Below are 23,228 nucleotides of genomic sequence, written 5' to 3' on the forward strand. Positions count from 1 at the left end.
CCCCCCCCCCCCCGACCCAGCACGTAGCAACACCGAGCCATGAAACGCTGTTGCTGTTGCTGTTGCTGTTGCTGTTGCTTTCGATGTTGCTCGCAAGCAGTCGCGGCCGCAGGCCGCGCGGAACACTCACAGATGCCTCAGTTCCTGCTTCAACGTCGCCACGCAGCGGCGGCTGACTTCCAGCGGCTGCTTGCCATGCCGCAGTACCGCCTGCACCTGCCCGCCCGTACCACGGCGCAGCTCCACCAGCTCGTGACGCGCCACCAGGCAGTTGCGATGGATGCGGATGAAACGGCTGGCGAACTCCTCCTCCAGCGATTTCAGCGACTCCTCGATCAGGTCTTCGCCGCGCGCATGGTGCACCACCACGTACTTCTCTTCGGCCTGCAGGTAATGGATGTCGTCCAGCGGGATCAGCCGCAGGCTGCCACGCAGGCGTGCGCACAGCATGCTGCGGGCCTGCTGCCCGCCGCTGTCCTGGGGCTGGCCATCGCGGCCGGCCAGGAACGTGCGTGCGCGAGCGATCGCCGCGGCCAGGCGCTCGGCGCGGACCGGCTTCATCAGGTAATCGATCGCCGCCGCTTCAAAGGCCGACAGGGCGTGCGCGTCGTAAGCGGTGCAGAACACCACCGCCGGCCGTGGCTCGAAGCTGGCCAGGTGGCGCGCCGCCTCCAGGCCGTCCAGCCCGGGCATCGCGATGTCCAGCAGGACCAGGTCCGGCTGCAGCTCCGCGCACGCGTGCAGGGCCTGCTCGCCGTTGCCGGCCTCGGCCACCACGTCCACCCCGTCCTGCGCCGCCAGCAGGCTGCGCAGGCGCTCGCGCGCCAGCGGTTCGTCATCGGCGATGACTACCCTCACGATCGTCCCCTCACTGGATCGGCACTGTCACCTGGCAGGCATAGTAGCCCTCGCTCCAGCCAGCCGTCATCCGCGCGGCGCTGCCGAAGCGCCAGGCCAGCCGATGACCGATGCTGTGCTGGGCATGCCCGGCACCACGCGCCAGTGCCAGCCCCGGTGCCTGCGGATCCGGCGCGGGATTGCGCACCTGGATCTGCAGTTCATTGCCGTCGCGGTGCAGCTGCAGCTCGATGGTGCCGCCCTCGGGCAAGCGTGAAATGCCATGCAGCACCGCGTTTTCCACCAGTGGCTGCAGTACCAGCCTCGGCAGTGGCAGGTCCCACGGCAGCGGCTCGTCGCGTTGCCAGCGCACCTGCAGGCGTTCGCCCAGCCGCAGCGATTCAATCGACAGATAGCGCTCGGCCAGCTCGCATTCGTCGCGCAGGGTGGAGTCGCCCTCGCCCGCGCCCAGCGCGGCACGGAACAGGTCGGACAGGTCCAGCACCGCGCGTTCGGCCACCGCCGGATCGCGATGCAGCAGGCTGGCGATCAGGTTCATGCTGTTGAACAGGAAATGCGGGCGGATGCGCGCCTGCAGCGCGTCAGCCTGCGCGCGCGCGTTGGCCTGCACCTGCGCGGCCCAGCGATCGCTGACATAGAAGTAGCGCAGGGCCAGCGCGGCGATCAGTGCCGTGGTTGCCGCACTGCCGAGGGTGAAGCGCCAGAAGCTGATGCCGCGGGCGAAGTTGTCACCCAGTACCGCGTACAGCGCATGCACGATGCCAGCACAGATCACCGCGATCAGGGTCGCCAGCACGATCGCCGCGACAGCGCCCAGCATCTGCGGCAGCCTCGACAAAGCCTGCCGCAGCAGGCACAGGCTGGCGGTCACCGCCAGCGCCAGCCACAGCGCGAAGCCGCTGGCCGACAACAGCTCGCCGAAGGTCCAGTGGCGGCTGCCATCGGGCGCCAACGCCAGCACCACCACCACCAGCTCGGCCAGGCCGAGCATCGCCGCCAGCCGCGGCAGGCGGCACAGTTCCGGCATCCACGGCGGTGTGCTGGCGGGGGGCATGGCTCAGGCGGCGCCCAGCCGTTCCTGCAACCAGTTACCCAGCGCCTGGATCTCTTCGGCGCAGACCTGATGGGCCATCGGGTAGCTGTGCCATTCCACCTCCAGGCCCAACGCCTGCAGGGCCTGCGCGCTGTGTACGGCCACCGCCTGCGGAATCACCGGGTCGCTGCTGCCATGGGCCATGAACACCGGCACCTGCACCGCACCGTCAACGCGCTTGGCGCTCTGGGCTTCCGGCAGATAGGTGGACAGTGCGATCAGGCCAGCCAGTGGCGCGGTGCGCGACAGTGCGGCGGTGAGGATGATCGCGCCGCCCTGCGAGAAGCCGGCCAGGAAGATCTTCTCCGGCGCGATGCCGCGCTCGATCTCGCGTGCGATCAGCGCATCCAGCTGCTGCACCGATTCCTGTACGCCGGCCATGTCTGCACGCGAGCGGAAATCCATGCCGACGATGTCGTACCAGCCGCGCATCGGCACGCCGTTGTTGATCGTGATCGGCCGCACCGGTGCGTGCGGGAACACAAAGCGCAGCGCCGGCCAGTGCGGGCGCACCAGTTCCGGCACGATCGGCGCGAAGTCGTGGCCGTCGGCGCCAAGCCCGTGCAGCCAGATCACCGACCACTGCGGCGACGCGCCGGTCTCCTGTTCCACCGTTTGCAGCATGATGCGGCTCCTTCAAGTTCGAGCCGCATTATGCCGCTGGCGCAGGGCCATCAGTACAGCGGCGGTTGCTCGGCTGCTTCCCGGCGCAGCTGGGCGGCACGTACCAGCACCGGCGGCGGAATGTTCTCTTCGGGAATGTCGAGCAGGCCCAGGCGATGCAGGAAGGCCCCCGGTCCGCGCGAGGACGTCAGTGCCACTACCGGTACCGCCAGCACCATGCCGATCACCACCGGCGCCATCCACGCCGCCAGCGAGGGCGATACCACCCAGGCCAGCAGGCCCATGAAGGCACCGAACACGCCCAGCCCGCCGTAGCCGCGGATCAGGGCCATCCACGAGATGCCGCCATCGTCGCGCTGCTGTGCATCCCAGCCGGAATCACGGCCGGACAGCACTTCGGCCACGCCGCGCGACTGCACGTACATCACCACCGGCGCCATCAGCGCGGCCAGCACGGTCTCCACCAGCATCGACACGAAGGCACGGATCGCACCGCCGCAGCCGCGGCGGTCGACCGGGTCCAGCAACATCGCCAGGTAGCCCAGCACCTTGGGCAGCAGCAGCACCGCCATGGTCGCGGCGAACAGGCGTACCACCTGCTCCTCGTCCTGGGCACGCCAGTACACGCTGGGGGACAGGTGCAGCAGGGCGTTGAAGTCGATGCCTTCCTGGAACAGCGGAATGGCGATGCCGATCAGCATCAGCATCGCCCACATCGGCGCGGTGAAATAGTGGCCAATGCCGATCAGCATGTGCGTGCGGCTGATCCAGTGCAGGCCGCGGCTGCCGACCACCTTGCCGTGCTGCAGGTTGCCCTGGCACCAGCGGCGGTCGCGCACCAGCAGGTCGGTCAGCGTCGGCGGACCTTCTTCATAGCTGCCGCCCAGGTACGGCACCATGTGCGCAGCCCAGCCGCCACGCCGCATCAGCGCCGCTTCGACGAAATCGTGGCTGAGCACGTGGCCGCCGAACGGCTTGCGCCCCGGCAGCGCCGGCAGGCCGGCGTGGTCGGCGAAGGCACGGGTGCGGATGATCGCGTTGTGGCCCCAGTAGTTGCTCTCGGCGCCATGCCACCAGGCCACGCCACGGGCGATCACCGGGCCGTACACGCGCCCGCCGAACTGCTGCATGCGGGCGAACAGGGTGCGGCCGCCGATCACCGACGGCAGGGTCTGGATCAGGCCGACATCGGCGTTGTGTTCCATGCCGGCCACCAGGCGCACGATGCTGTCGCCGGTCATCAGGCTGTCGGCGTCCAGGATCAGCATCTGCGGGTAGGCGCCACCGAAGCGGCGCACCCAGTCGGCGATGTTGCCGGCCTTGCGCCCGCTGTTGTCGCCACGGCGGCGGTAGAACAGCCGCGTCTGGCCGTCCGGCACGCGGTCGCGCAGTTCGGCGAATACCTGCTCCTCGGCGCGTGCGATGTCCTCGCGCCGGGTATCGCTGAGCACGAAGAAGTCGAAGCGTTCGAGCTGGCCGGTGGCGGCCACCGACTCGTAGATCGCCTGCAGGCCCGCCAGCAGTCGACGCGGATCCTCGTTGTAGGTCGGCATCAGCAGCGCGGTGCGGCTGTGCACGGTCGGCAGCGGTTTGTCCGGGTCGATGCCGAGGCGATAGCCACGGTCGAACACGGCGGTCAGGAAGCCGGCCACGGCGCTGGCGAAGGACAGCGCGATCCAGGCGAACAGGCCGACGAACAGCACCAGCAGGCAGGCTTCCAGCACGCTGATGCCATTGGCCGACAGCACCCGCCACATCATGCGGGTGGCGATGGCGGTCATGGCCAGGGTGCCGCCGAAGATGTAGAACCGGCGCAGGCCGATCAGGCGTGGCGAGGTACGGTGCCGACGGACCTTCAGCGCGCCTTCGCGCAGGGTCTGTTCGGGCATCGGCAGCGGTGATTCGGCGGGCAGCAGCGCCCAGCCGGCGTCGAGCCGGGGCGCATCCGCGTCCGCGTGGATGGTTTGACCCCCCATCACCGCTTACTCCCCACGGTCGGCATGGCCGGCCGTCCCGGCCGGGCTGCATGCACGAAGGTTCCCGGCGCGCCTTCCCGGCGCCCGCACTTGTCCTGGCTGTGCCGGCCCTTGGCCGCACAGTCGCTGTCTGTCACTACCGGAACCCACACGATCTCCAACGGGGCGGAATCGAAAATGCGGCCCAGTCTAGGGCGCCGGATGTAAGCCGGGTGCGAAGGCCTACGCCGGGATTTATCCCCATTCAGCAAACAGCAGGCGATGGCGCGCCGAGCAGCGGGATGTCACTGCGTCACACCGGGTACTGGATCGTAACAAACGCGAACGGTTATCATTTCATTAACCAGGCAGGTCACCGTCTTCCGTACGGCCGAGACCCACCCAGCGGCGACGGTTCGAACCGCGCGCCCAACGACCCATGGAAGGGAGCTGCCTGCTGTGTGCGTGCGCCTGCTGCTTCCACCGGGTCTCCCTCCTCCGATGGAAGCCGTCATGTCCCAGCTGTTCCGTTCCCGTTCCGCGCGCCTGCCGCGCACCCGCCTGGCCAGTGCCCTGGCCACCGCCTGCCTGCTGGCCCTGCCCGGCCTTGCCGCCGCAGAGGCCAGCGCCGATGCCTCCACCAAGGATCTGGATACCGTGGTGGTCACCGCCTCGGGCAACCAGCAATGGATCAAGGATGCCCCGGCCAGCATCAGCGTGATCAGCCGCGAGGACATCGAGCGCCAGCCGGTGCACGACCTGGCCACCCTGCTCAGCCGCGTGCCCGGCGTGACCGGCGGCCTCAGCGCTGTCGGCGAGCAATCCAAGATCAAGCTGCGCGGCATGCCGTCCAACTACACGCTGGTGCTGGTGGACGGCAAGCGCATGGGCAGCTCGGCGTCGACCAACTACCGGCCGGACCTGGGCCGCCAGGATCTGAACTGGATTTCGCCCGACCAGATCGAGCGCATCGAAGTGGTGCGCGGGCCGATGTCATCGCTGTATGGCTCCGACGCCATGGGCGGTGTGATCAACATCATCACCCGGCGCATCGGCGATGAATGGAACGGCAGCGCGACGCACAGCTATACCCGCCCCGGCGACGGCAAGCGCGGTGACACCCAGCAGATCGGCGCCACCTTCTCCGGTCCGCTCGGCGAACGCTTCGGCCTGCGCATCGGTGCCAACAGCATGCGCCGCGACTCGGACCAGTCCAACGGGGGTGTCTACGGCAACGCCTATGCCGGCGAGAAGGACCGCAATGTCGACGCACTGCTGCAGTGGAAGCTCAGCGACGCGCAGGAACTGTCGCTGGAAGCCGGCCATGGCGTGCAGCAGGCCTTCATCGACGCCTCGCTGGAAAAGCAGGACGAAGGCGCCTGGGGGGCCAGCGAACTCAAGCGCAGTTCGCTGGCGCTCAACCACGATGGCAAGTGGAGCTTCGGCAATTCGAAGATCAGTGCGTACTGGACCGAGTACAAGAACGACATCGGTGCTACCGGCCGTTCCGAAGCAACCGATACGATCATCGAGGGCAGCCTGACCACGCCGTTCACCCTCGGCGTTGAACACCAGTTCGCCGTGGGCGGCCAGTGGAAGCGCCAGGAGCTGACCAACACCGACACCATCGGCCGCGCGCCGATCGACTATGCCGGCAATGCGGTCAGCGGCTCCGATCTGGAAGTGGAAACCTGGGCCCTGTTCGTCGAAGACGAACTGAAGCTGCACCGCACCCTGGCGCTGACCCTGGGCGCGCGCCTGGACCACCATGAGAAGTTTGGTGGCCACGTCAGCCCGCGCGCCTACCTGGTCTGGCACCCGGCCGAACAATGGACGATCCGTGGTGGCATTTCCAAGGGCTTCCGCGCGCCCAGCCTGACCGAGAACTCCGCCACCGCCGCCACCCAGTCCGGTGGCCGTGGCTGCACCTCGCTGATCCCGCTGGGCTACACGCGCGGCGGCTGCTACATGGCCGGCAACCCGGACCTGGACCCGGAAACCAGTACCAACCGCGAGATCGGCATCAGCTTCGACAACGACCTGGTCGATGCCGGCCTGACCTACTTCCATACCGACTTCAGGAACAAGATCGAGTACGCCCCGCTGGGCAGGTTCAACGGCATCTGGTGGACGCGCATGAGCAACGTGCAGCGCGCGCGCACCAGCGGCATGGAGGGCAACCTCAATTTCCGCCTCGGCGAGCACTGGCGCTGGCGCACCTCGGCCACCTGGATGAAGGAAGCCAAGAACCTGACCACCGGCCGCAACCTGATCGACACCCCGGAATTCTCTGGCTATTCGTCGCTGGACTGGACGCCCGGCACGGTGTTTTCCAGCAGCCTGTCGGCGCAGTACACCGGCAAGCAGGCCGGCACGGCGACGACCTTCCTCAAGGCCTACACGCTGTATGACCTGACCGCGGCCTGGAACCTCAACGAGGTGCTGACCCTGCGTGGCGGTGTCAGCAACCTGGCCGACAAGAAGCTGTATGCGGAAGGCTCCACCGACTACTTCGTGGCCGGGCGCAGCTACTTCCTCAGCATGACCGCGCGGTTCTGAGCAGGAGCGTCCGCCGCGATCGCGCTGGCGACGGGCCAGCGCGATCGGCGGTGTTGCGGATTACTCGCTTTCCAGTGCGGCGGCGGGCGCCGCGCTCTGCGCAGCCGCCGTGCGTGCACGGTCCATCGCTACCGCCAGTTGCTGGCGTGCGAGCAGCTGTTGCGCCTGCACCACTTCAGGTGTCGGCAGGAGCACCGGTCCCGGTGCGTTTTCCGGTGTAGCAGGTGTGGTCATGCAACCTCCATGGACATCCCGCCACCGCACGGATTCAGCGGGTGCGGCAGCGGAACTGCGCACCCTATCCTAAAAACAAGGCGGGTGGGTGACGGTGCGCGCCCTGGCCGCAGGCCATTGCGCACTGAGCGTCACATTTTTGACGCCGCAGGGTAGCTTCCCGAACCGGCCACCCCGTATCATGTAAACGTTTTCCCACAAGGACGTGCACGTCAATGAACGCAGTCGACCTCTCCCGCTTCAGCCCGAAGTGGCAGTTCCGTTTCAACTTCTTCCAGCAGCACGGCGCACCCAAGGAACCGGGTTTCAAGCAGGCCTGGAAGGCGCTGTCCTTCGGCGACCGCCTGAAGGTCAACATCAACTTCTTCGCCTTCTTCTTCGGCTTCATCTACCTGCTCATCCTGGGCATGTGGCGCAAGGCACTGGTGGTGATCGGCATCGGCATCGTGCTGACCATCGTCTCGCTGTTCCTGCCGGATGTCGTCGCGCGTCCACTGTTCATCGCCATGAACTTCCTGGTTGCTTCAAGCACCAACTACAGCTACTACCTGGAGCAGGTGAAGGGTCGCGCCAGCTGGAACCCCTTCGAAGGGATGTTCTGAACCCAGGCCGTCACCGGACCTGGATCCGGTGCCCTGTGACCGGCTGAAACGAAAACGCCCGGCCTTGGCCGGGCGTTTTCATGTGCGCGTAGCGGACCTCAGGCCGCGCGGCGTGCCACGCCCACCGGCTCGGCCTGCAGGCGGAAGCGCGAGACCGCCACCGCCAGCTGCTCGGCCTGCTCTTCCATCGCGCGTGCCGCAGCACTGGCTTCCTCCACCAGCGCGGCGTTCTGCTGGGTGGTCTCATCCATCTGCACCACGGTCTGGTTGACCTGCTCGATGCCGGCCGACTGTTCGCGCGAGGCGGCCGAGATCTCGGCCATGATCTCGTTGACCCGCCCGACCTGGCCGACGATCTCCTGCATCGTGCGGCCGGCGCCGTGCACCAGCTGCGCACCGGCGCCGACCTGCGCCACCGAGGCGTCGATCAGCTCCTTGATCTCCTTCGCAGCGCCCGCCGAGCGCTGCGCCAGCGCGCGTACTTCGCTGGCGACCACGGCGAAGCCGCGGCCCTGCTCACCGGCCCGCGCGGCTTCCACCGCCGCGTTCAACGCCAGGATGTTGGTCTGGAACGCGATACCGTCGATCACCGAGATGATCTCGGCGATGCGCTGCGACGACGCTTCGATCTGCTCCATCGTCTGCACCACCTGGCTGACCACCTGGCCACCTTCGCTGGCAACGCCCGCTGCGGAGCCGGCCAGGGTGTTGGCCTGCAGCGCGTGGTCGGCGTTCTGGCGTACGGTGGAGGTCAACTCCTCCATCGACGCGGCCGTTTCTTCCAGGTTGGCCGCCTGCTGTTCGGTGCGGCGCGACAGGTCGCTGTTACCGGCAGCAATCTCACCCGCCGCCAGGCGGATGCTGGCCGCCGACTGCTGGATCTGCCCGACGATCCGGGTCAGCTGCTGCACGGTGCTGTTGGCATCATCGCGCATCACCGCGAACACACCGTGGAAGTCGCCCTGCATGCGCGCGCTCAGGTCGCCTGCGGCAATCGCGCGCAGCAGCGTCGACAGCTCGGCCAGGTTGTGGTCGCTCACCTCCATCATGGTGTTGAGGGTCTCCACCATGCGGCGGAAATCGTGATCGAAACGCTGGGCGTCGCCGCGTACAGCGAAGTCGCCGGCCGCTGCCGCGGCAGCCAGCTGCTGGATCTGCTCGTTGATCGCGGCCAAGTTGTGCTTGGTGGTGGCCATGGCGGCGGTGAACACCGCCTTCTCGCCCGGCAGTGCTTCCATGTCCACGCTGAGGTCACCTACGGCGTAGCGCTGCATCACCTCGACCAGGCGCTGGGTGACCGCATTGCTGGAGGCCACCAGCTGGTTGCTGTCGGCCACCATGCGGCCGTACTCGCCCGGGAACGCCGAGGCGTCCATGCGGTAGCTGAGCTCGCCGGCATCGTGGCGGCGCGCCATTTCCGCCTGCGCGGCCATCACCGCCTGCAGCTGGCCACGCATGCCCTGCATCGCCTCCAGCAAGCGGCCCACTTCATCGTTGCTGCGTGCCGGCAGCGTGCTGTCCAGCTTGCCGGCGGCCACGTCGCCCGCCACGCGCACGGCTTCGGCCAGCGGGCGTATCGCCAGGCGGCGCAGCAGCACGTAGACACCGGCGCTGAGGGTCAGCGCGGCCACCACGCCAACCAGCAGCGTCAGCCACAGCAGCTGACGGGCCTCGGCAACGATCACCGCATGCGGCATCACCACGCCCAGCGCGAAGCGCTGCGGGGCGTCGCCCACGCGCAGCGGCACGTACACGCGTACGTTGCCGGCCGCGTCCGGGGTGAAGGCTTCAAACCTGCGGTCGGCGGCAATGTCGGCCAGCATGCTGCGGGTCAATGCGTCGCTGCGCGGCTTGCCGATCTCGGCCGCATTGGCCGATGCCAGCACTACGCCCTTGGGCGAAAGCAGTTCGACGCGGCCGGCGCCCATCGGCGTCAGCGTCGCCAGATGCTTCTGCAGCGCCGCCAGCGAGAAGTCCACGGTGAACACACCGAGGAACCTGCCGTTTTCCACGATCGGCGTGCTCAACGTGCTCATCAGCACCTGCTGGCCGGCGATGTCGTAGGCGTAGGGCTCGCTGACCTTGGGCAGCTTGTCGCGGCTGGGCACCACGTACCAGTCGGCCGAACCGTCGGCGGCTTCGGTGTAGTCGGTCATGGTCGACTGCTGCGGCTTGCCGTCATGCCAGGCCCAGTAGCTCATGTAGCGGCCGCTGGCATCGTGCATCTCGGTATTGGCGAACTCGGCATCCTTGCCATCGAAGGCATCGGCCTCCCACATGGTGCTCTTGCCCAGCCATTCCGGATGGGTACGCAGCTGCTCACCGAGCACGGCCGCCAGGCTGGCGCGATCAGGCACGTCACCCCGCGCACGCTGGGCCAGCACGGCTTCAACCATCGCATCGTTGCTGGCGAACGCCGTGCCCAGGTCGGCGGCGACCTGGCGCGCTTCGGCATTGGCCTCGCTGGTCATGGTCTGGCGCGAGGCATCGATCAGGCTGGCGCTGGCCTGGCGATAGATCAGGAACGCCGTCAGGCCGAAGCACAGCAGCGCGATGGTAGCGGTGCCCAGCATCAGCTTGTGGGCGATGCTGCCCGGACGGCGGGCAGCGGCGGAACGGGAAGAAGGCATGGAGGGGTCCGCAAGGCAGTTCAGGACGACCGGCACCGCGAGGGCACCGCGCAGGTGCGCGATCCGTCGCGCAGGCCACCGGCCGCCGGGACCCGCCCGGCGCTGGAAGCGCACCGGGTTAGCGGCCGCCTGCCAACGAGGTTGAGGCGACCGCCCTACACATTCCTGAATGCACTCAGGGACGGGACAGGAACCCGCCCCGGCGTCCCCTATTCGGCCACCCGATCCTTGATCCACTCCGCGCGTGGCAACACCTCGATGCTGCCTGCGGCGTACTGCTGCAGCACGGCGTCCGGCCCGAAACGCGGCTGCCACCCCAGCTCCCTGCGGATGCGGGCGCTGTCGTAGACGCGGTCAACGCTCAGCGGCAACGGCCAGCCGCGGCGCTCGAACTCGGCCAGCAGCTGCGGCACGCGCCGGGCCAGTACGTTGCGCGGCTGGGTGGCAAGTTCCAGGCAATCCTCGCGCCGGAACGGGGTTGCCGCGCAGGCGATGTAGCGGGCGAAGGCTGGCCCCTCGTCCAGCAGCAGCGCGGCATGGGCACTGGCCACGTCACGGGCGTCGATCCCACGATGCAACCGGAACATCGCCATCCGTTCCGGCGGTTCCGGGAAGCAGCGCCCCATCCGCAGCACGCGCACGCCGAAGTCCGGTGCGGCCGCAGCTTCAGCCAGGGCCTCGGCCTGCAGCTTGCTGCGGTGGTAGATCGTTCGCGGCAACGGCTCGGTATTCTCATCGATCCAGCGGCATCCTCCTGCCACCACTGCGTGGCCGTACAGCGCAGTGGTACTGGTCAGCACGAACCGCCGTGCACCTGCCTCTCGCGCCGCCTGCAGCAGGTGCGCAGTGGCGTCCACGTTGATCTGCTGGAACACCGCATCCGGTACCAGGCCAACGTGCGGGGCATGCAGGGCCGCGGTATGGATGACCGCGTCGACACCCTGCACCGCGCGCACGACGGCTTGATGATCGGTGACATCGGCAATGATGCGCGTGGTGGCAAACGGGCTGCGATCCAGGCCCACCACTTCATGGGCAGCCGCCAACGCACCGAAGATCGCGCGCCCGATCCGCCCGGAACTGCCGGTCAACAGAATCTTCATTGAGTCCATTCACTCGAAGCGCCCGGGAACTACCGGGATGCCTCGATTCTAGGCATGCGACAACGCATCTGCGATAGCGCGAACGTACAACTGTGCGTTCATCTTGACGACTTCGGCGGCGCCAGCAGTTGACGCGCGATGAACAGCGGGTCGTCACCGCCTGCAACGTCAGGCACGACACCGGTCCGTTCCCAGTTGCCGCCCGTGCGCAGATTGATCGGTTGCCGGTCCGGAATGCTGATCTGATAGCCATCGGGCAGCAGCACAGGATCATCGAACATATGTGCGGCGCCACCACTGCGACCGCCGACGATGCGCGCACGTCCCTGGGCCTGCAGCGAATACGCCACGAACTCGGCCGCCGAGCCCGTGCGGCGGTCGACCAGTATCACCAGCGGCTTCAGGTACAGCGGAAGGCTTGCTGGCGGCAGTGGTACCGGAGTACGCCGGCCACGTTGCTCCAGCACCTGCACCGCGGTGACACCCGACTCCAAGAGGGTACGCACCAGCAGGTCCGCGCTGCCATCATCTCCGCCCCCGTTCTGGCGCAGATCCAGCACCAGGCCCTGGGTATCGGCCAGCAGGGTGAACGCTGCCACCAGCCTGGGCCGTGCCAGATCGAGCGGATAGAAGGTGCTCAGCCGCAGGTAACCGATGTTGCCTTCCAGCACCCGCACCTCGCGCACGCCCGCACCATTGCTGCGTGCATCCGCACGCCAGGCCATCAGCCAGTCGTCCTGGCCGGCGCTGGCATCCACCCGCTCGACATGGAAGTGGCCGTCGAACACGTCCAGATCCTGGTTCAGGCGCGCACTGAAGCCCTTGGGGTCCGTGCAGCTGTCCACATAGCGCTGCTGCCTCGACCAGTCACGCAGTGCATCGGCGATGCGCGCGCCTTCGGCCACGTCCAGGTAGTGCGCCTCTATTGCCGTAGCCGCCGCCTGCAGCACTGTGTCCTGGGCCGGGCAGGACGCCGCCAGCAGCGCGCCCAGCATCCACGAAACCGCCATGACCGCCCCCGCGTTGATGATATATAAGCACTTATATATCATTACGGCCATGGATCTCCAACATGCCAGCCTGGGCACCCTGTTGCGCGCCCTGCTCGATCAGCTCGACCCGGCGGTCGAGCAGGCCTATCGCGACCTGCAACTGGACTACCGGCCGCGCTACACCCCGGTGCTGCGCACGCTGATGGCGCAGGGCCCCTGCCGCATCAAGGACCTGGCGCTGGCCTGCGGGCTCAGCCATTCGGCGCTCAGCCAGACGGTAGCTGCGATGGTGCGCGATGGCTGGCTGCACGCCGTCATCGGCGAAGACAGCCGTGAGCGCATCCTGCAGCTGAGCCCGCACGCACTGCAGGCACTGCCGGCGCTGCAGGCGCAATGGCAGGCCACTGCACGCGCCGCACGCAGCCTCGATGCGGATCTCGGCCAGTCGTTGGAGCAGGTGCTGCGCGAGGCACTGCAGGTTCTGGAGCAGCGGCCATTCGCGCAACGCCTGCGCGACGCCCGCCGGCGCTGACACTGCGCCGGTGCCTCACCTCTTCGCCGACGGCATCTCCCGCTGCGTTCGCCGGTAAGGCCACGCCATCAACCGCGTGCGCACGTGGCGTGAAGGCCATGGCGAGGATGGCGACCTGGACTTAGCACATGATGGCCAAGCATGGGCGCTGCCGTTGACGACGGCGCCGACCCTGCAGCAGGAGAGTCCCATGACCGACCAGAATCACCGCTCCAACCGGGGCTTCGCCTCGATGGACCAGGACAAACAGCGCGCGATCGCCGCCAAGGGCGGGCGCGCGGCGCACGCCTCCGGCAACGCGCACGAGTTCAGCCCCGACGAAGCGCGTGCTGCAGGCCGCAAGGGCGGCGAAGCGATCAGCCGCGACCGGCAGCACATGGCCGCAATCGGACGCGAAGGCGGGCACGCACGCCACGCCAATGCACGCCAGCAACAGCAGCAGATCGAGCACGGTGCAGAGGATCCACACCCCCAGCAGCGGTGAACCCCGCACGATCAGGCCGGGGCACGCTGCCGATACAGCCCAAGCGCCACAAGCAGGGCCAGCGCACCCGCAGCCGCCATCGCCCAACCGAACCCGCTGGCCATCGCACTGCGGTACCAGGCCAGCACCTGCGGCGTGGTGTGCATCGAGCCGGGGTGCAGGATCAGTTCACGCGCCTGCGCAACAAGCCGCTGCTGACCTGCGGCCTGCGCGGAAGCGGTGAACTGCTGTACGGCACGCTGGCCCATCAGGCTGCCCAGCAACGCGATGCCCAGGCTCATGCCTGCCTGGCGCAGCGCGTTCATCGTGGCTGAGGCAATACCCCCGCGTTCGGCCGGTGCGTTGTTCATGATTGCCATGCCGGTCGCTGGCACTGCCAGCCCCATTCCGATGCCAAGCAGCATCAGCACGGCACCGGCATAAGCGCGCGACGTAGCCGGTTCGAACGTGGCCATCACGCACAGCGCCCCCCCGGCCAGGGCGTAGCCCATCACCAGCGCGGCGTGCAGGCCGAGGTGGGCGACCAGACGACCGAACAGCAGCGAGACGACACCCATCAACAGGAACTGAGGAGCCAGCTGTGCGCCCGCCGCCGCGGCGCTGTGGCCCTGTGCCTGCTGGAAGAACAGCGACAGGAAGAACAGGCTCGCATAGGCGGTGAAGCCCAGTACGAAAGAGGCCAGGTTGAGCATGCCGAAGCGGCGGTCGGCAAACAGGTCCAGCGGCAGCAGTGGGCGTGCTACCCGCCGTTCGACGATGCCGAACAGGATCAGCCCGGCAGTTGCGGCGCCCAGCGCCAGAAGCGTCACCCGGGACAGCAGGCCATGCTCGCCGATCGCGATCAGGCCATAGCACAGCGCGCCCAGCGCGACGATGCTGAGCAGCTGCCCGGCCGGATCCAGCGCGGCGTGCTGCGGGTGGCGTCGCTCGGCAATGCCCCAGGCGCCAAGCACAAGCGCCAGCAGCCCCAAGGGCAGGTTGATCAGAAAAATGCTGGGCCAACCGGCGCGCTGCACCAGTGCACCGCCCAGCAACGGGCCGAGCACCAGTGCCAACGCGCTGAAGGCGGACCAGCCACCGATAACGCGCGCACGCTGGCCTGGATCGGGAAATGCGTGACTCAGGATCGGCATCGCACTGGGAATCAACAGCGCGCCTGCCACGCCCTGCACCGCGCGGCCGGCGACCAGGGTCGAAAGGTCCTTGGCGCAGGCGCACAGCAGCGAGCCCAGGGTGAAGGTGGCGACGCTCAGCAGCCACATCCGCCGATGACCATAGCGATCCCCCAACGGACCGGCTGACAGCATCAGCGCCGACAGTGCGATCGCATAGGCGTTGATCACCCACTGCAGGCCTGCCATGTCGGTCCGTAGCGCCTGCTGCAGGGTTGGCAGGGCCACGTTGACGATGCTGATGTCCAGCGAAGCGAGGAACGTACCGAGGTAGGCCGCCATCACCAGGGCGGGCCGTTGGAGGCGTTTCATGCGTGGATCCCGGGGGAGGATGTGCGCGCATCCTAGCGACTGACTGACCGTCGGTCAATGACCGACGGTCAGTCAATGCGAAGAGGCCGCTAGAATGGCGGCCGTCACACCCTCATATCGCCCACCATGCAGACCCCAGCTGTCGCCAGGCCTCGCACCAAGCCCGCCGAAACCCGCCGGGAGGAACTGATGGACGCCGCGCAGGCGTTGTTCCTGTCGAAGGGTGTGGACGCCACCACCATCAGCGACATCGTCGCCGCGGCCGACGTGGCCAAGGGCACCTTCTATACCTATTTCGCCTCCCGCACCGAGATCCTGCAGGCGCTGGCGCAGCGCTACACGCAGCAGTTCATTGGCGAGGTCGAGCGGGCCGTGCAGCAGCACCCTGCCGGTGATGGCGCAGCGCGCCTGCGCGCCTGGATCCGCGCCAACGTCGAGATCTACGTGCGCACCCACGCGTTGCATGACGTGGTGTACGCCAACCATCACCACCACCAGCGCGGCAACGCCGAGCGCAATGCGATCCAGCAGCAACTGCTGGGCATCCTCGAAACGGGCAACGCAGCCGGACTGTGGCACCTGCCTGCTCCACAGGTCACCGCCTCGTTGATCTATGCCGGCGTGCATGGCGCCACCGACGACCTGATCGCCACACCGGCACAGGATGCCAATGCCTTCATTGCCGCCGTGGAAGTAGATTGCCTGCGCATGGTCGGCGTTCCGGCAGCTCCGACGCGCGGCGGCAGTCGCCGCTGAAGCAGCGCTCCCCGCTCAGGTGTGGGCGAGAATGTTCAACAGCCGCCCGAACGGGTCGCGGACGAAGAAGCGACGCACGCCCCAGGGCTCGTCGGCCGGGCCATACTCCAGCGGGATGCCGGCCGCGTGCATGCGCTCCAGCACCTGCTGCAGGTCGTCCACTTCGATCGACAGGTCGGGCACCGCAGTACCGGAACCCCCTTCGCTGGCAAAGCTCACCTGCGCCAGCGCACTGCCCTGCCCGCCATGGGTGACGATCCACCCATGATCCATCACCACCGGCATGCCCAGCAGCCCGCCATAGAACGCTGCGGCACGCGCCGGGTCAGGCGTGGCGATGTTGGCGACAATACGTTTGACGGCCATGCGCAGCGGCTCCGATGCGATTCCCCATCCTCGCCGCTGCGTGCATGGCCCGCAAGCGGGCTCAGGCCAGACGCCCGCATCGCCAACCGAGGCGATCGCTGAAACAGAAGAGCCCCGTCGATGACGGGGCTCCACGTACGGCTCAAACGGCGCGACTCACACGCCCATGCACAGATCGACCACGCAGGTGTTGTACGCCTGCTGGCATTCACCGGCATCGGCACCACTGGCCAGGCACATCTGATACGCCCGCCAGCAGGGCTGGTCGCAGGGCTCGACCGGCCCAGCCACTGCCACCGAACCGGTACACGCCAACGCGAGTACCGCCACTGCGATCACCTTCCTGATAACACGCATCGCCATCACTCCTTGATAAGCCTGGTGAGCCCAGGCCGGACCACGTTAGCGAGGACAGGGGGAGACGAAGTGAAGCCCTCTGTCACGCACACTTAACCCGTTCACAATTTTTCTTTCACATTCATGGGGGACATCGCCACGGATTGGCGTTAACGGCCTTGTTGTCCGTCCATCAAGGAAGTTGCCCGATGAATCACCCGCTGCACGGCCGTTCGTCCCACTCCCGCTCCCCGCTGCACAGCCGCCTCGCCCTGGCGGTGTCCAGCGCTCTGTTGCTTGCAGCCGCATCGCCCGTCATGGCCAGCGAAGCGCTCGACGCATGGCAGCAGCAGCGCCAGCTGCAGGCGGCCTGGGCACAGCCCGCCGTCAGCGCGCCTGCAGCACCGACGGCCACCACGCCAGCCGCAACCGGCACCGCCCTGCTCGGCAATCCGGGCGATGCCGCCAGCTGGCGCAGCGATGAGTTCAACGCCGACTGGGGACTGGGTGCGATGGGCGCCGACTACGCGTATGCCCGCGGCCTGACCGGCAAGGGCGTGCGCCTGGCGCTGTTCGACACCGGCTCGGCACTGGCTCACCCCGAATTCGCGGGCCGCAACACCTCCAGCATCACCATCGGCCCGAACTGTGCGTCACCGGGAACCGTCGGCGGTACCGGCGCGTGCAGCCAGACACAGGGGGATCAACCGGGTATCAACTACTACACGCTCGGCGCGGGCGTGCCTGCTTCCCTGCAGGCCAACATCATTGCCGCAGGCCGTGAATGGGGTTTCCGCTATGCCGATCACGGCACGCATGTCCTCGGAACCATTGGCGCCAATCGCAATGGCACGGGGATGCACGGCGTCGCCTTCGGTGCCGATCTGACGACCGCCCGTGTATTTGGTGACACTTACTACGAGTGGAGGCGCCAGGCGAGCGGAGGCTACCTGCCTGAAGCCGTGGAACGGACGGACCCCGACGACGCAGCCACGCTGGACATGTACGCACAGCTGCAGGCACAGGGCGTGCGTGCCATCAATCACAGCTGGGGCATCTCCACCCGGAACATGACCGTTGCCGCGCTGGATGCCCAGTACGCACGCATCGGCGCCGGCTACGACGTATACGGAAGCATCTACAAGGACAGTGCGAACGCCCCTGCTTCGCAGTTGATCCAGGTCTGGTCGGCCGGCAATGGCAGCGGCGCCGTTGCCGGCATCACCGCGGCGTTGCCGCGCTGGAAGCCGGAGATCGAGCCCTACTGGCTGGCCGTCGCCAACGTTCGCCAGCCCAATGCAGCCAATGGCGAAACCGACTACGTGATCAACGCAGGCTCGAGCATCTGCGGCGCTGCAGCCAACTGGTGCATTTCCGCGCCCGGCACGGCAATCCTGAGCACCATCGTTTCCGGTGACATCCGGGGACGTCTGGAGAAGACCGCAGACTACGTCCGTCTTCTCATCGACAGCCAGAATCCCACGTACGACTACGGCCAGAAGACCGGTACTTCCATGGCCGCCCCCCATATCACCGGCGCACTCGGCCTGTTGATCGAGCGCTTCCCCTACCTGGACAACGCCCAGGTGCGCGACGTCCTGCTGACCACCGCGCGCGATCTGGGTGCCGCAGGCGTCGACCCGATCTATGGCTGGGGCATGGTTGACCTGCGCAGGGCCATCGAGGGCTATGGCTCGCTGCGCGTGGATACCAGCGTGGTGATGAACCAGAAGGCCGGTGGCCTGAAGGTGTGGGAAGGCGATGCCTGGGACGACTGGACCAATGACATCGGCGGCCCCGGCAGGCTGACCAAATCCGGTATCGGTTGGCTGCGCCTGAGCGGCAACAACAGCTTCAACGGCACGTTGCTGCGCGAGGGTACGCTGGAGCTGAACGGCACCAACACCCTCACCTCCGCGGTCGAGGTGCAGGCCGGGCAATTCCTGCTCAACGGCAGCCTGGTCGCCACCGCACTCATCACCACGGGTGGCGTCAGCACAGTCAGCGCCGGCGGCGTGCTGAAGGACGGCAACCTGACCGTCAACGGCGGCGTGGTGTCCTTCAACGGCATGCAGACCGGCGGCACCACCACGGTCGGCAGCAACGGCCTGCTGAAGGGTATCGGCACGTTGGGCAGCACCCGGGTGGACGGCACCATCGCCCCCGGCAATTCGATCGGCACGCTGACCGTCAACGGCAACTACGTGCAGGGCCCGACCGGCGTCTACGCCGCCGAACTCGCGCCTGGCGGGCGCAGCGACAAGTTGCATGTGACCGGTACCGCCACCCTCGGCGGCACCCTGGTCGCGTTGCCGGAACCGGGCATCTACTATCTCGGCGAGCAGTTCAACTTCATCCGCGCCGACGGTGGCATCAACGGCCAGTTCGCGAAAACCGACTTCAGCGCGTTCTCGCCGTTCCTGAAGTTCAGCCTCGCCTACGGTACCAATGGCACCCGCATCGACGTGGCGCGTGGCGCCACGCTGGCCAGTGCAGCCACCACGCCGAACCAGCGCGCGGTAGCGACGGCCGCCGATCTTCTGGCAATCAGCCAGGGCCTGCCCAAGCCGCTGACCCAGCTGTTCCCGCAGCAGGTTGGCGGCGTGCTCGACGGCCTCAGCGGCGAACTGCACGCAGCTACGCCGCTCGCACTGGTGGAAGGCAGCCGCTACGTACGCGATGCTGCGCTGTCGCGCGGTGCAGGGGCAGTCGCGCCGGGCGCCGATGCGGGCGACGCCACCGGCGCCTGGGTGCAGGCTCTGGGCGGCAACAGCAAGCTGGACGGCAACAGCAACACCGCCCGCACCGAAGCCAACAGCAACGGCCTGCTGGTCGGTATCGACCGCGAGTTCTCCGGCTGGCAGGTCGGCGTGCTGGCTGGCACCGGCCGCACCGACGTCAAGCAGCAGGCCCGTCGTGCCAAGTCGAAGATCGACAACACCCACTTCGGTGCATATGCCAGTCACAACTGGGGCGGCTTCGGCCTGCGTGGCGGCGTCGCCTGGAGCAAGCACAAGGTGAAGAGCACCCGCGATGTCGACTTCGCAGGGTTCAGCGACAGCCTGAGCGCACGCTACAACGCGCATACCCGCCAGGCCTTCATCGAAGCCGGCTACCGCTTTGGTGGCCCGGAGGCCGGGCTGGAACCTTACCTGCAGGTCGCCCGCGTGGAGGTGGACCTGAAGCAGATCAACGAGCGCGGTGGTGCAGCCGCCCTGCACGGCAAGGTGGACGACACCAGCACCACGATCGCCACCGCTGGCCTGCGCTTCGACAAGGGCCTGAAGGCATCGTTCCAGGAGGACAGCTGGCTGCACCTGCGTGGTGGCGTGGGCTATCGCCGCGCCTCGGGCGACCGCAGCCAGCTGGGCAACCTTGCCTTCGCCAACAACAGCACCGCGTTCGCGGTCGAAGGCGCGCCGATTGCCGACAGCGCCGTGGTGGCCGAGCTGGGGTTGTCGGCGTGGCTGACCCCGCGCCAGCAGCTGGAGCTGGGTTACAGCGGCCAGTACGGCAGTGAAAGCCGCGACCACAGCGCCAACATGCGCTGGTCGGTTCGCTTCTAGACGCGTGTTCTCTTGACGGTTTGGGGCGGCCTTGCGGCCGCCCCTTTTTTTTCAGGTTCCGCCCTGATCGATCAAGCGGCCTTCATCGCATGCTTGCGTGCCCGCATGACGTTGTGGCACTCCTGCACATCCGGCATCAGCTGGGTCACTTCCTGGCGTACCGCCGGCGGCAGATCGTTGTCCTGCAGCACATCCTTGAACGCGCCCAGCAGGCGGTCTTCGGACTCTTCCAGTTCGGCCACGTAGCCATAGTTGGTATCACCAAACGCGGCGCGCACCTTGCCGTAGAACTGCTGCATCGAACCGACCATGGTGCCATGTTCGGCCGGCTTGCCACCGCTGGCGGCCACCGAACCACTCAGTGCCGCGACGATGCGGCCCTTGACGCCGGCGATGCGGGTGAACAAGGCCGACAGCTCGGCATCCTTCACCTTGGTGGCCGCTTCTTCATAGAACGACTTGCCGTCACGAGCGATCTCGATCAGGTCGTTGAGGCGATGTTCGATGGTGGACTGGGTGCTCATGGCGTTGCTCCTGTGTGATCGATGTGCGGGGGAGAAAAGCAGCATCACGACGCTGCCTGTGGGAACACTGTGGACACCTCGGCGTGGTTCGCAGGTGAGTACCGGTTGATGCGCACGTCACTTCACCCAACCCGCACTGACTGCCTCACGCCGCAGCGTTTGGCCGTTCACATCGAACAGCCTTCGCCTGCATCACCACGGCACGAAGAGGATGATCAGCACGATCACCAGTAGAGCGGCGAGCACTCCCATCAGTACGTTTCGCTGGCGCCAGCTGGGCGTGGGTTTGCCTGGAGTATTCATGTCTGCCTACCTCTCTGCACGGATGACCCCGGCAGCCTGATGGATGTGCGACAGCGAGTACGTGCAGAGTCCGTGCAGGCGACGTATACATCGATATCGACGATGTCGATTCTGGGGACCGTCATTCGTCGAATCAGGAGGAGGCAGGCCCGTCGGCCTGCAGGAGCGCCCCGATCTCCCCCATCCTCACCGCCTTCGCCACCTCCCCCGACCGCGGCCAGGGCCTGGCCCGTGACATGCGCGTGCGCTGGGCACTGGAGGAGCTGGGCGTGCCCTACGACGTGCAGCTGCTCACCTTCGCCGAAATGAAGCAACCTGCCCACCTGGCGCGGAATCCATTCGGGCAGATTCCTACCCGGCAGGACGGCGACCAGGTCCTGTTCGAGTCCGGCGCAATCGCCGTGCACCTGGCCGAGCTACACCCTGGCCTGCTGCCGCGCGATCCGGATGCTCGCATGCGCGCGATCATGTGGGTGTTCGCTGCGTTGAACACAGTCGAGCCGCCCATCGTCGAGCGCTCGATGGCCTGGGTTCTGGAGCGCGAACAGCCCTGGTATGCGCAGCGATTGGTGATGCTGGACGAGCGCGTGCGGATGCGTCTCTCACAGCTGTCCGCATGGTTGGGCGCGGCGGCGTGGGTTGACGGCGAGTTCGGCGTGGGCGACCTGATGATGGTCTCGGTGCTGTTGCGCCTGAAGAGCAGTGGTCTGCTCGATGAGTACCCGCTGCTGGTTGCCTATGTGGCACGGGCGACGCAGCGTCCCGCCTATCAGCGCGCGTTCGCGGCGCAGTTGGCGGTATTCCAGAACGGGTAGCTCCACGCCACGCGTGGAAACACTCAGGGCAACCTGCGCCGGCAGGCGGCCTGTACCAGCATCAGCTGCGCCACCAGGATCAGCATCGCGCAGCCTGACAGCAGCCACGGATCGATGTACCACTGCGCGTTGAAGCTGAAATCACCACCGGAAATGCGCTTCCAGCCGTTGAAGTGCTGCATTGCCGCGACCACGAACGCGAAGCCACCACTGGCGAATGCAAGCCAGGGCACGACGATGCCGCCCGGCCGCGCGAACAATGTCAGCACGCCCAGCACACCGATGACAGTGCGTTGTACGCGGCAGTACGGGCAGACATAGGCCATCCCGCTCCATTCCACCGCCCAGGCCAACAGGCTGACCAGCACGGCCGCGCCTGCGGCGGTGTACAGGACTTTCGGCGTGATCGTCATGCCACCCTCGTTTGCCATCCCGCACTCCTTCGTTCAAAGACCCGGGCAGCGTAGCAGCGCCGCAGCCTCATCCCTTCTTGATGACGGTCCGCTTGCCGAGGGTGCTGGTCTTGCCAGCAGTCGGCCTGGCCAAGCCAGGAATCAGGAAATCGGTGGCCTTGTGGCCCATCGACACCTTGGACGCCAACCAGCGCGGCATGCGCCCGCGACCGGTCCAGGTCAGGCGCTTGTATTCCGGGTCGCGATACTTGGGCGCGACTTTGCCGGATTTGCGGCGGGCGGGCTTGCGCGCGGGCGCAGGTGTTTCCGAGGCTTCACCACCGAAGAGTTCTTCGAGGGTGTAACCAGCTTCGGCCGCAGCGGACTTCAACATCCGCCGCACCGCGCTGGCCGGGCGGCGGCTGGAAATGAGCTGTTTCCGCTGTTCAGCGGCAACCACCAAGGCGCCCAGCTCCCGAAGGCTGAGCGATTCAATATCGATCGTCATGGTGGAAAGGTCTCCTGCGGGCGGCCAGCTGTCAAGGCGCCTTGCCCGCTACGTAGACACGGGCTTCACTGCCGGTGGGCTCCGATCGCCTTCGCCAGCCATCTCCGAGGAAACCGACGTGAGCCACTCATCGCATTCGCTCGCCTACCTGCTTGCGCGCATCCTGCTGATGGCGCTGTTCCTGGTATCCGGCATCGGCAAGCTCGGCGACCTCAACGGTACCCAGGGCTACATGGAAGCCATGGGGGTACCCGGCATCCTGCTGTGGCCCACCATCGCCTTCGAGATCGGCAGCGGCCTGTGCATCCTGCTGGGCTTCCAGACCCGGCTGGTGTCGGTCGTGCTGGCAGGTTTCAGCGTGGTCACCGCTTTCATCTTCCACCACAACTTCGCCGATCAGACCCAGCAGATCATGTTCCTGAAGAATCTGGGGTTGGCCGGTGGGTTCCTGCTGCTGGCCTGCACCGGGGCCGGGCGCTACAGCATCGATGTGCGCGGGCGGCGCGGATGAG

General features: G+C 67.1%; 22 protein-coding genes. 8 read left to right on the plus strand and 14 right to left on the minus strand.

The window, feature by feature from the left end; genetic code table 11:
• Window positions 1–126: 126 nt before the first annotated feature.
• The 4 genes from V3B41_RS07665 to mdoH are packed head-to-tail and all read right to left on the minus strand — an operon-like array spanning window position 127 to window position 4,551.
• Window positions 127–858: a LytTR family DNA-binding domain-containing protein gene (locus V3B41_RS07665; RefSeq protein WP_012481330.1), complete on the minus strand. Its 732-nt coding sequence runs from the start codon at window positions 856–858 to the stop codon at window positions 127–129.
• A gap of 10 nt (window positions 859–868) precedes the next feature.
• Complete coding sequence (locus V3B41_RS07670) at window positions 869–1,912, minus strand: sensor histidine kinase (protein WP_180849008.1); 1,044 nt, start codon at window positions 1,910–1,912, stop codon at window positions 869–871.
• Window positions 1,913–1,915: 3 nt separating this feature from the next.
• A complete protein-coding gene (locus tag V3B41_RS07675) occupies window positions 1,916–2,575 on the minus strand; it encodes an alpha/beta hydrolase (protein WP_080355019.1) in 660 nt (219 codons plus the stop codon).
• A gap of 50 nt (window positions 2,576–2,625) precedes the next feature.
• Window positions 2,626–4,551: a glucans biosynthesis glucosyltransferase MdoH gene (gene mdoH / locus V3B41_RS07680; RefSeq protein ID WP_049429463.1), complete on the minus strand. Its 1,926-nt coding sequence runs from the start codon at window positions 4,549–4,551 to the stop codon at window positions 2,626–2,628.
• A gap of 492 nt (window positions 4,552–5,043) precedes the next feature.
• Here mdoH and V3B41_RS07685 point away from each other — a divergent pair, with 492 nt between their 5' ends.
• Window positions 5,044–7,089 carry a TonB-dependent receptor gene (locus V3B41_RS07685; RefSeq protein ID WP_329860584.1) on the plus strand — a complete coding sequence of 682 codons (2,046 nt, stop codon included), beginning with the start codon at window positions 5,044–5,046 and terminating at the stop codon, window positions 7,087–7,089.
• 60 nt (window positions 7,090–7,149) lie between these two features.
• Here the strand turns inward: V3B41_RS07685 and V3B41_RS07690 are convergent, their stop codons facing one another.
• Window positions 7,150–7,323 (minus strand): hypothetical protein, encoded by a 174-nt coding sequence (locus V3B41_RS07690; RefSeq protein ID WP_180849012.1) that lies wholly within the window; start codon window positions 7,321–7,323, stop codon window positions 7,150–7,152.
• Between the two features lie 215 nt (window positions 7,324–7,538).
• Here V3B41_RS07690 and V3B41_RS07695 point away from each other — a divergent pair, with 215 nt between their 5' ends.
• Window positions 7,539–7,925 (plus strand): DUF2628 domain-containing protein, encoded by a 387-nt coding sequence (locus V3B41_RS07695; RefSeq protein WP_197632480.1) that lies wholly within the window; start codon window positions 7,539–7,541, stop codon window positions 7,923–7,925.
• Between the two features lie 98 nt (window positions 7,926–8,023).
• Here V3B41_RS07695 and V3B41_RS07700 read toward each other — a convergent pair whose 3' ends face one another.
• The 3 genes from V3B41_RS07700 to V3B41_RS07710 form a co-directional block, all read right to left on the minus strand.
• Window positions 8,024–10,555 (minus strand): methyl-accepting chemotaxis protein, encoded by a 2,532-nt coding sequence (locus V3B41_RS07700; RefSeq protein WP_197620393.1) that lies wholly within the window; start codon window positions 10,553–10,555, stop codon window positions 8,024–8,026.
• Window positions 10,556–10,764: 209 nt separating this feature from the next.
• Window positions 10,765–11,658, minus strand: coding sequence for an NAD(P)-dependent oxidoreductase (locus V3B41_RS07705; protein ID WP_329860585.1), 894 nt, complete (start codon window positions 11,656–11,658; stop codon window positions 10,765–10,767).
• 98 nt (window positions 11,659–11,756) lie between these two features.
• Complete coding sequence (locus V3B41_RS07710) at window positions 11,757–12,668, minus strand: S41 family peptidase (protein WP_049429459.1); 912 nt, start codon at window positions 12,666–12,668, stop codon at window positions 11,757–11,759.
• Window positions 12,669–12,717: 49 nt separating this feature from the next.
• Here V3B41_RS07710 and V3B41_RS07715 point away from each other — a divergent pair, with 49 nt between their 5' ends.
• Together V3B41_RS07715 and V3B41_RS07720 are read left to right on the plus strand one after the other, a co-directional pair.
• Window positions 12,718–13,182, plus strand: coding sequence for a MarR family transcriptional regulator (locus V3B41_RS07715; RefSeq protein ID WP_049429458.1), 465 nt, complete (start codon window positions 12,718–12,720; stop codon window positions 13,180–13,182).
• A gap of 190 nt (window positions 13,183–13,372) precedes the next feature.
• Entirely contained in the window at window positions 13,373–13,666 is a 294-nt protein-coding gene (locus V3B41_RS07720; RefSeq protein ID WP_049429457.1) for a KGG domain-containing protein, read from the plus strand.
• Window positions 13,667–13,677: 11 nt separating this feature from the next.
• Here the strand turns inward: V3B41_RS07720 and V3B41_RS07725 are convergent, their stop codons facing one another.
• Window positions 13,678–15,150: an MFS transporter gene (locus V3B41_RS07725; RefSeq protein WP_329860586.1), complete on the minus strand. Its 1,473-nt coding sequence runs from the start codon at window positions 15,148–15,150 to the stop codon at window positions 13,678–13,680.
• Window positions 15,151–15,276: 126 nt separating this feature from the next.
• On the opposite strand from V3B41_RS07725, the gene V3B41_RS07730 reads away from it, so the two are divergent.
• Window positions 15,277–15,906, plus strand: a complete 630-nt coding sequence (locus V3B41_RS07730; RefSeq protein WP_329860587.1) for a TetR/AcrR family transcriptional regulator — start codon at window positions 15,277–15,279, stop codon at window positions 15,904–15,906.
• Between the two features lie 15 nt (window positions 15,907–15,921).
• Here the strand turns inward: V3B41_RS07730 and V3B41_RS07735 are convergent, their stop codons facing one another.
• Window positions 15,922–16,272, minus strand: a complete 351-nt coding sequence (locus V3B41_RS07735; RefSeq protein ID WP_005411161.1) for a VOC family protein — start codon at window positions 16,270–16,272, stop codon at window positions 15,922–15,924.
• 156 nt (window positions 16,273–16,428) lie between these two features.
• On the minus strand, window positions 16,429–16,629 hold the full coding sequence (locus tag V3B41_RS07740; RefSeq protein ID WP_049429454.1) for a hypothetical protein: 201 nt from the start codon (window positions 16,627–16,629) through the stop codon (window positions 16,429–16,431).
• A gap of 188 nt (window positions 16,630–16,817) precedes the next feature.
• On the opposite strand from V3B41_RS07740, the gene V3B41_RS07745 reads away from it, so the two are divergent.
• A complete protein-coding gene (locus V3B41_RS07745; protein ID WP_295550374.1) occupies window positions 16,818–20,174 on the plus strand; it encodes an autotransporter serine protease in 3,357 nt (1,118 codons plus the stop codon).
• Window positions 20,175–20,245: 71 nt separating this feature from the next.
• Here the strand turns inward: V3B41_RS07745 and V3B41_RS07750 are convergent, their stop codons facing one another.
• Window positions 20,246–20,698, minus strand: coding sequence for a PA2169 family four-helix-bundle protein (locus tag V3B41_RS07750; RefSeq protein ID WP_049429452.1), 453 nt, complete (start codon window positions 20,696–20,698; stop codon window positions 20,246–20,248).
• A 476-nt stretch (window positions 20,699–21,174) separates the two neighbouring features.
• On the opposite strand from V3B41_RS07750, the gene V3B41_RS07755 reads away from it, so the two are divergent.
• A complete protein-coding gene (locus V3B41_RS07755) occupies window positions 21,175–21,816 on the plus strand; it encodes a glutathione S-transferase family protein (protein ID WP_295550483.1) in 642 nt (213 codons plus the stop codon).
• A 23-nt stretch (window positions 21,817–21,839) separates the two neighbouring features.
• Here the strand turns inward: V3B41_RS07755 and V3B41_RS07760 are convergent, their stop codons facing one another.
• Both V3B41_RS07760 and V3B41_RS07765 read right to left on the minus strand, forming a co-directional pair.
• Window positions 21,840–22,247 carry a hypothetical protein gene (locus V3B41_RS07760; RefSeq protein WP_329860588.1) on the minus strand — a complete coding sequence of 136 codons (408 nt, stop codon included), beginning with the start codon at window positions 22,245–22,247 and terminating at the stop codon, window positions 21,840–21,842.
• Window positions 22,248–22,296: 49 nt separating this feature from the next.
• Window positions 22,297–22,716 carry an H-NS histone family protein gene (locus tag V3B41_RS07765; protein WP_049429450.1) on the minus strand — a complete coding sequence of 140 codons (420 nt, stop codon included), beginning with the start codon at window positions 22,714–22,716 and terminating at the stop codon, window positions 22,297–22,299.
• Window positions 22,717–22,834: 118 nt separating this feature from the next.
• Between V3B41_RS07765 and V3B41_RS07770 the strand changes: the two genes are divergently transcribed.
• Window positions 22,835–23,227 (plus strand): DoxX family protein, encoded by a 393-nt coding sequence (locus V3B41_RS07770; protein ID WP_329860589.1) that lies wholly within the window; start codon window positions 22,835–22,837, stop codon window positions 23,225–23,227.
• Window position 23,228 lies beyond the last annotated feature (1 nt).

It is taken from the genome of Stenotrophomonas sp. SMYL89 (assembly GCF_036319985.1).
GTDB classification, from domain to species: Bacteria; Pseudomonadota; Gammaproteobacteria; order Xanthomonadales; family Xanthomonadaceae; genus Stenotrophomonas; species Stenotrophomonas maltophilia_Q.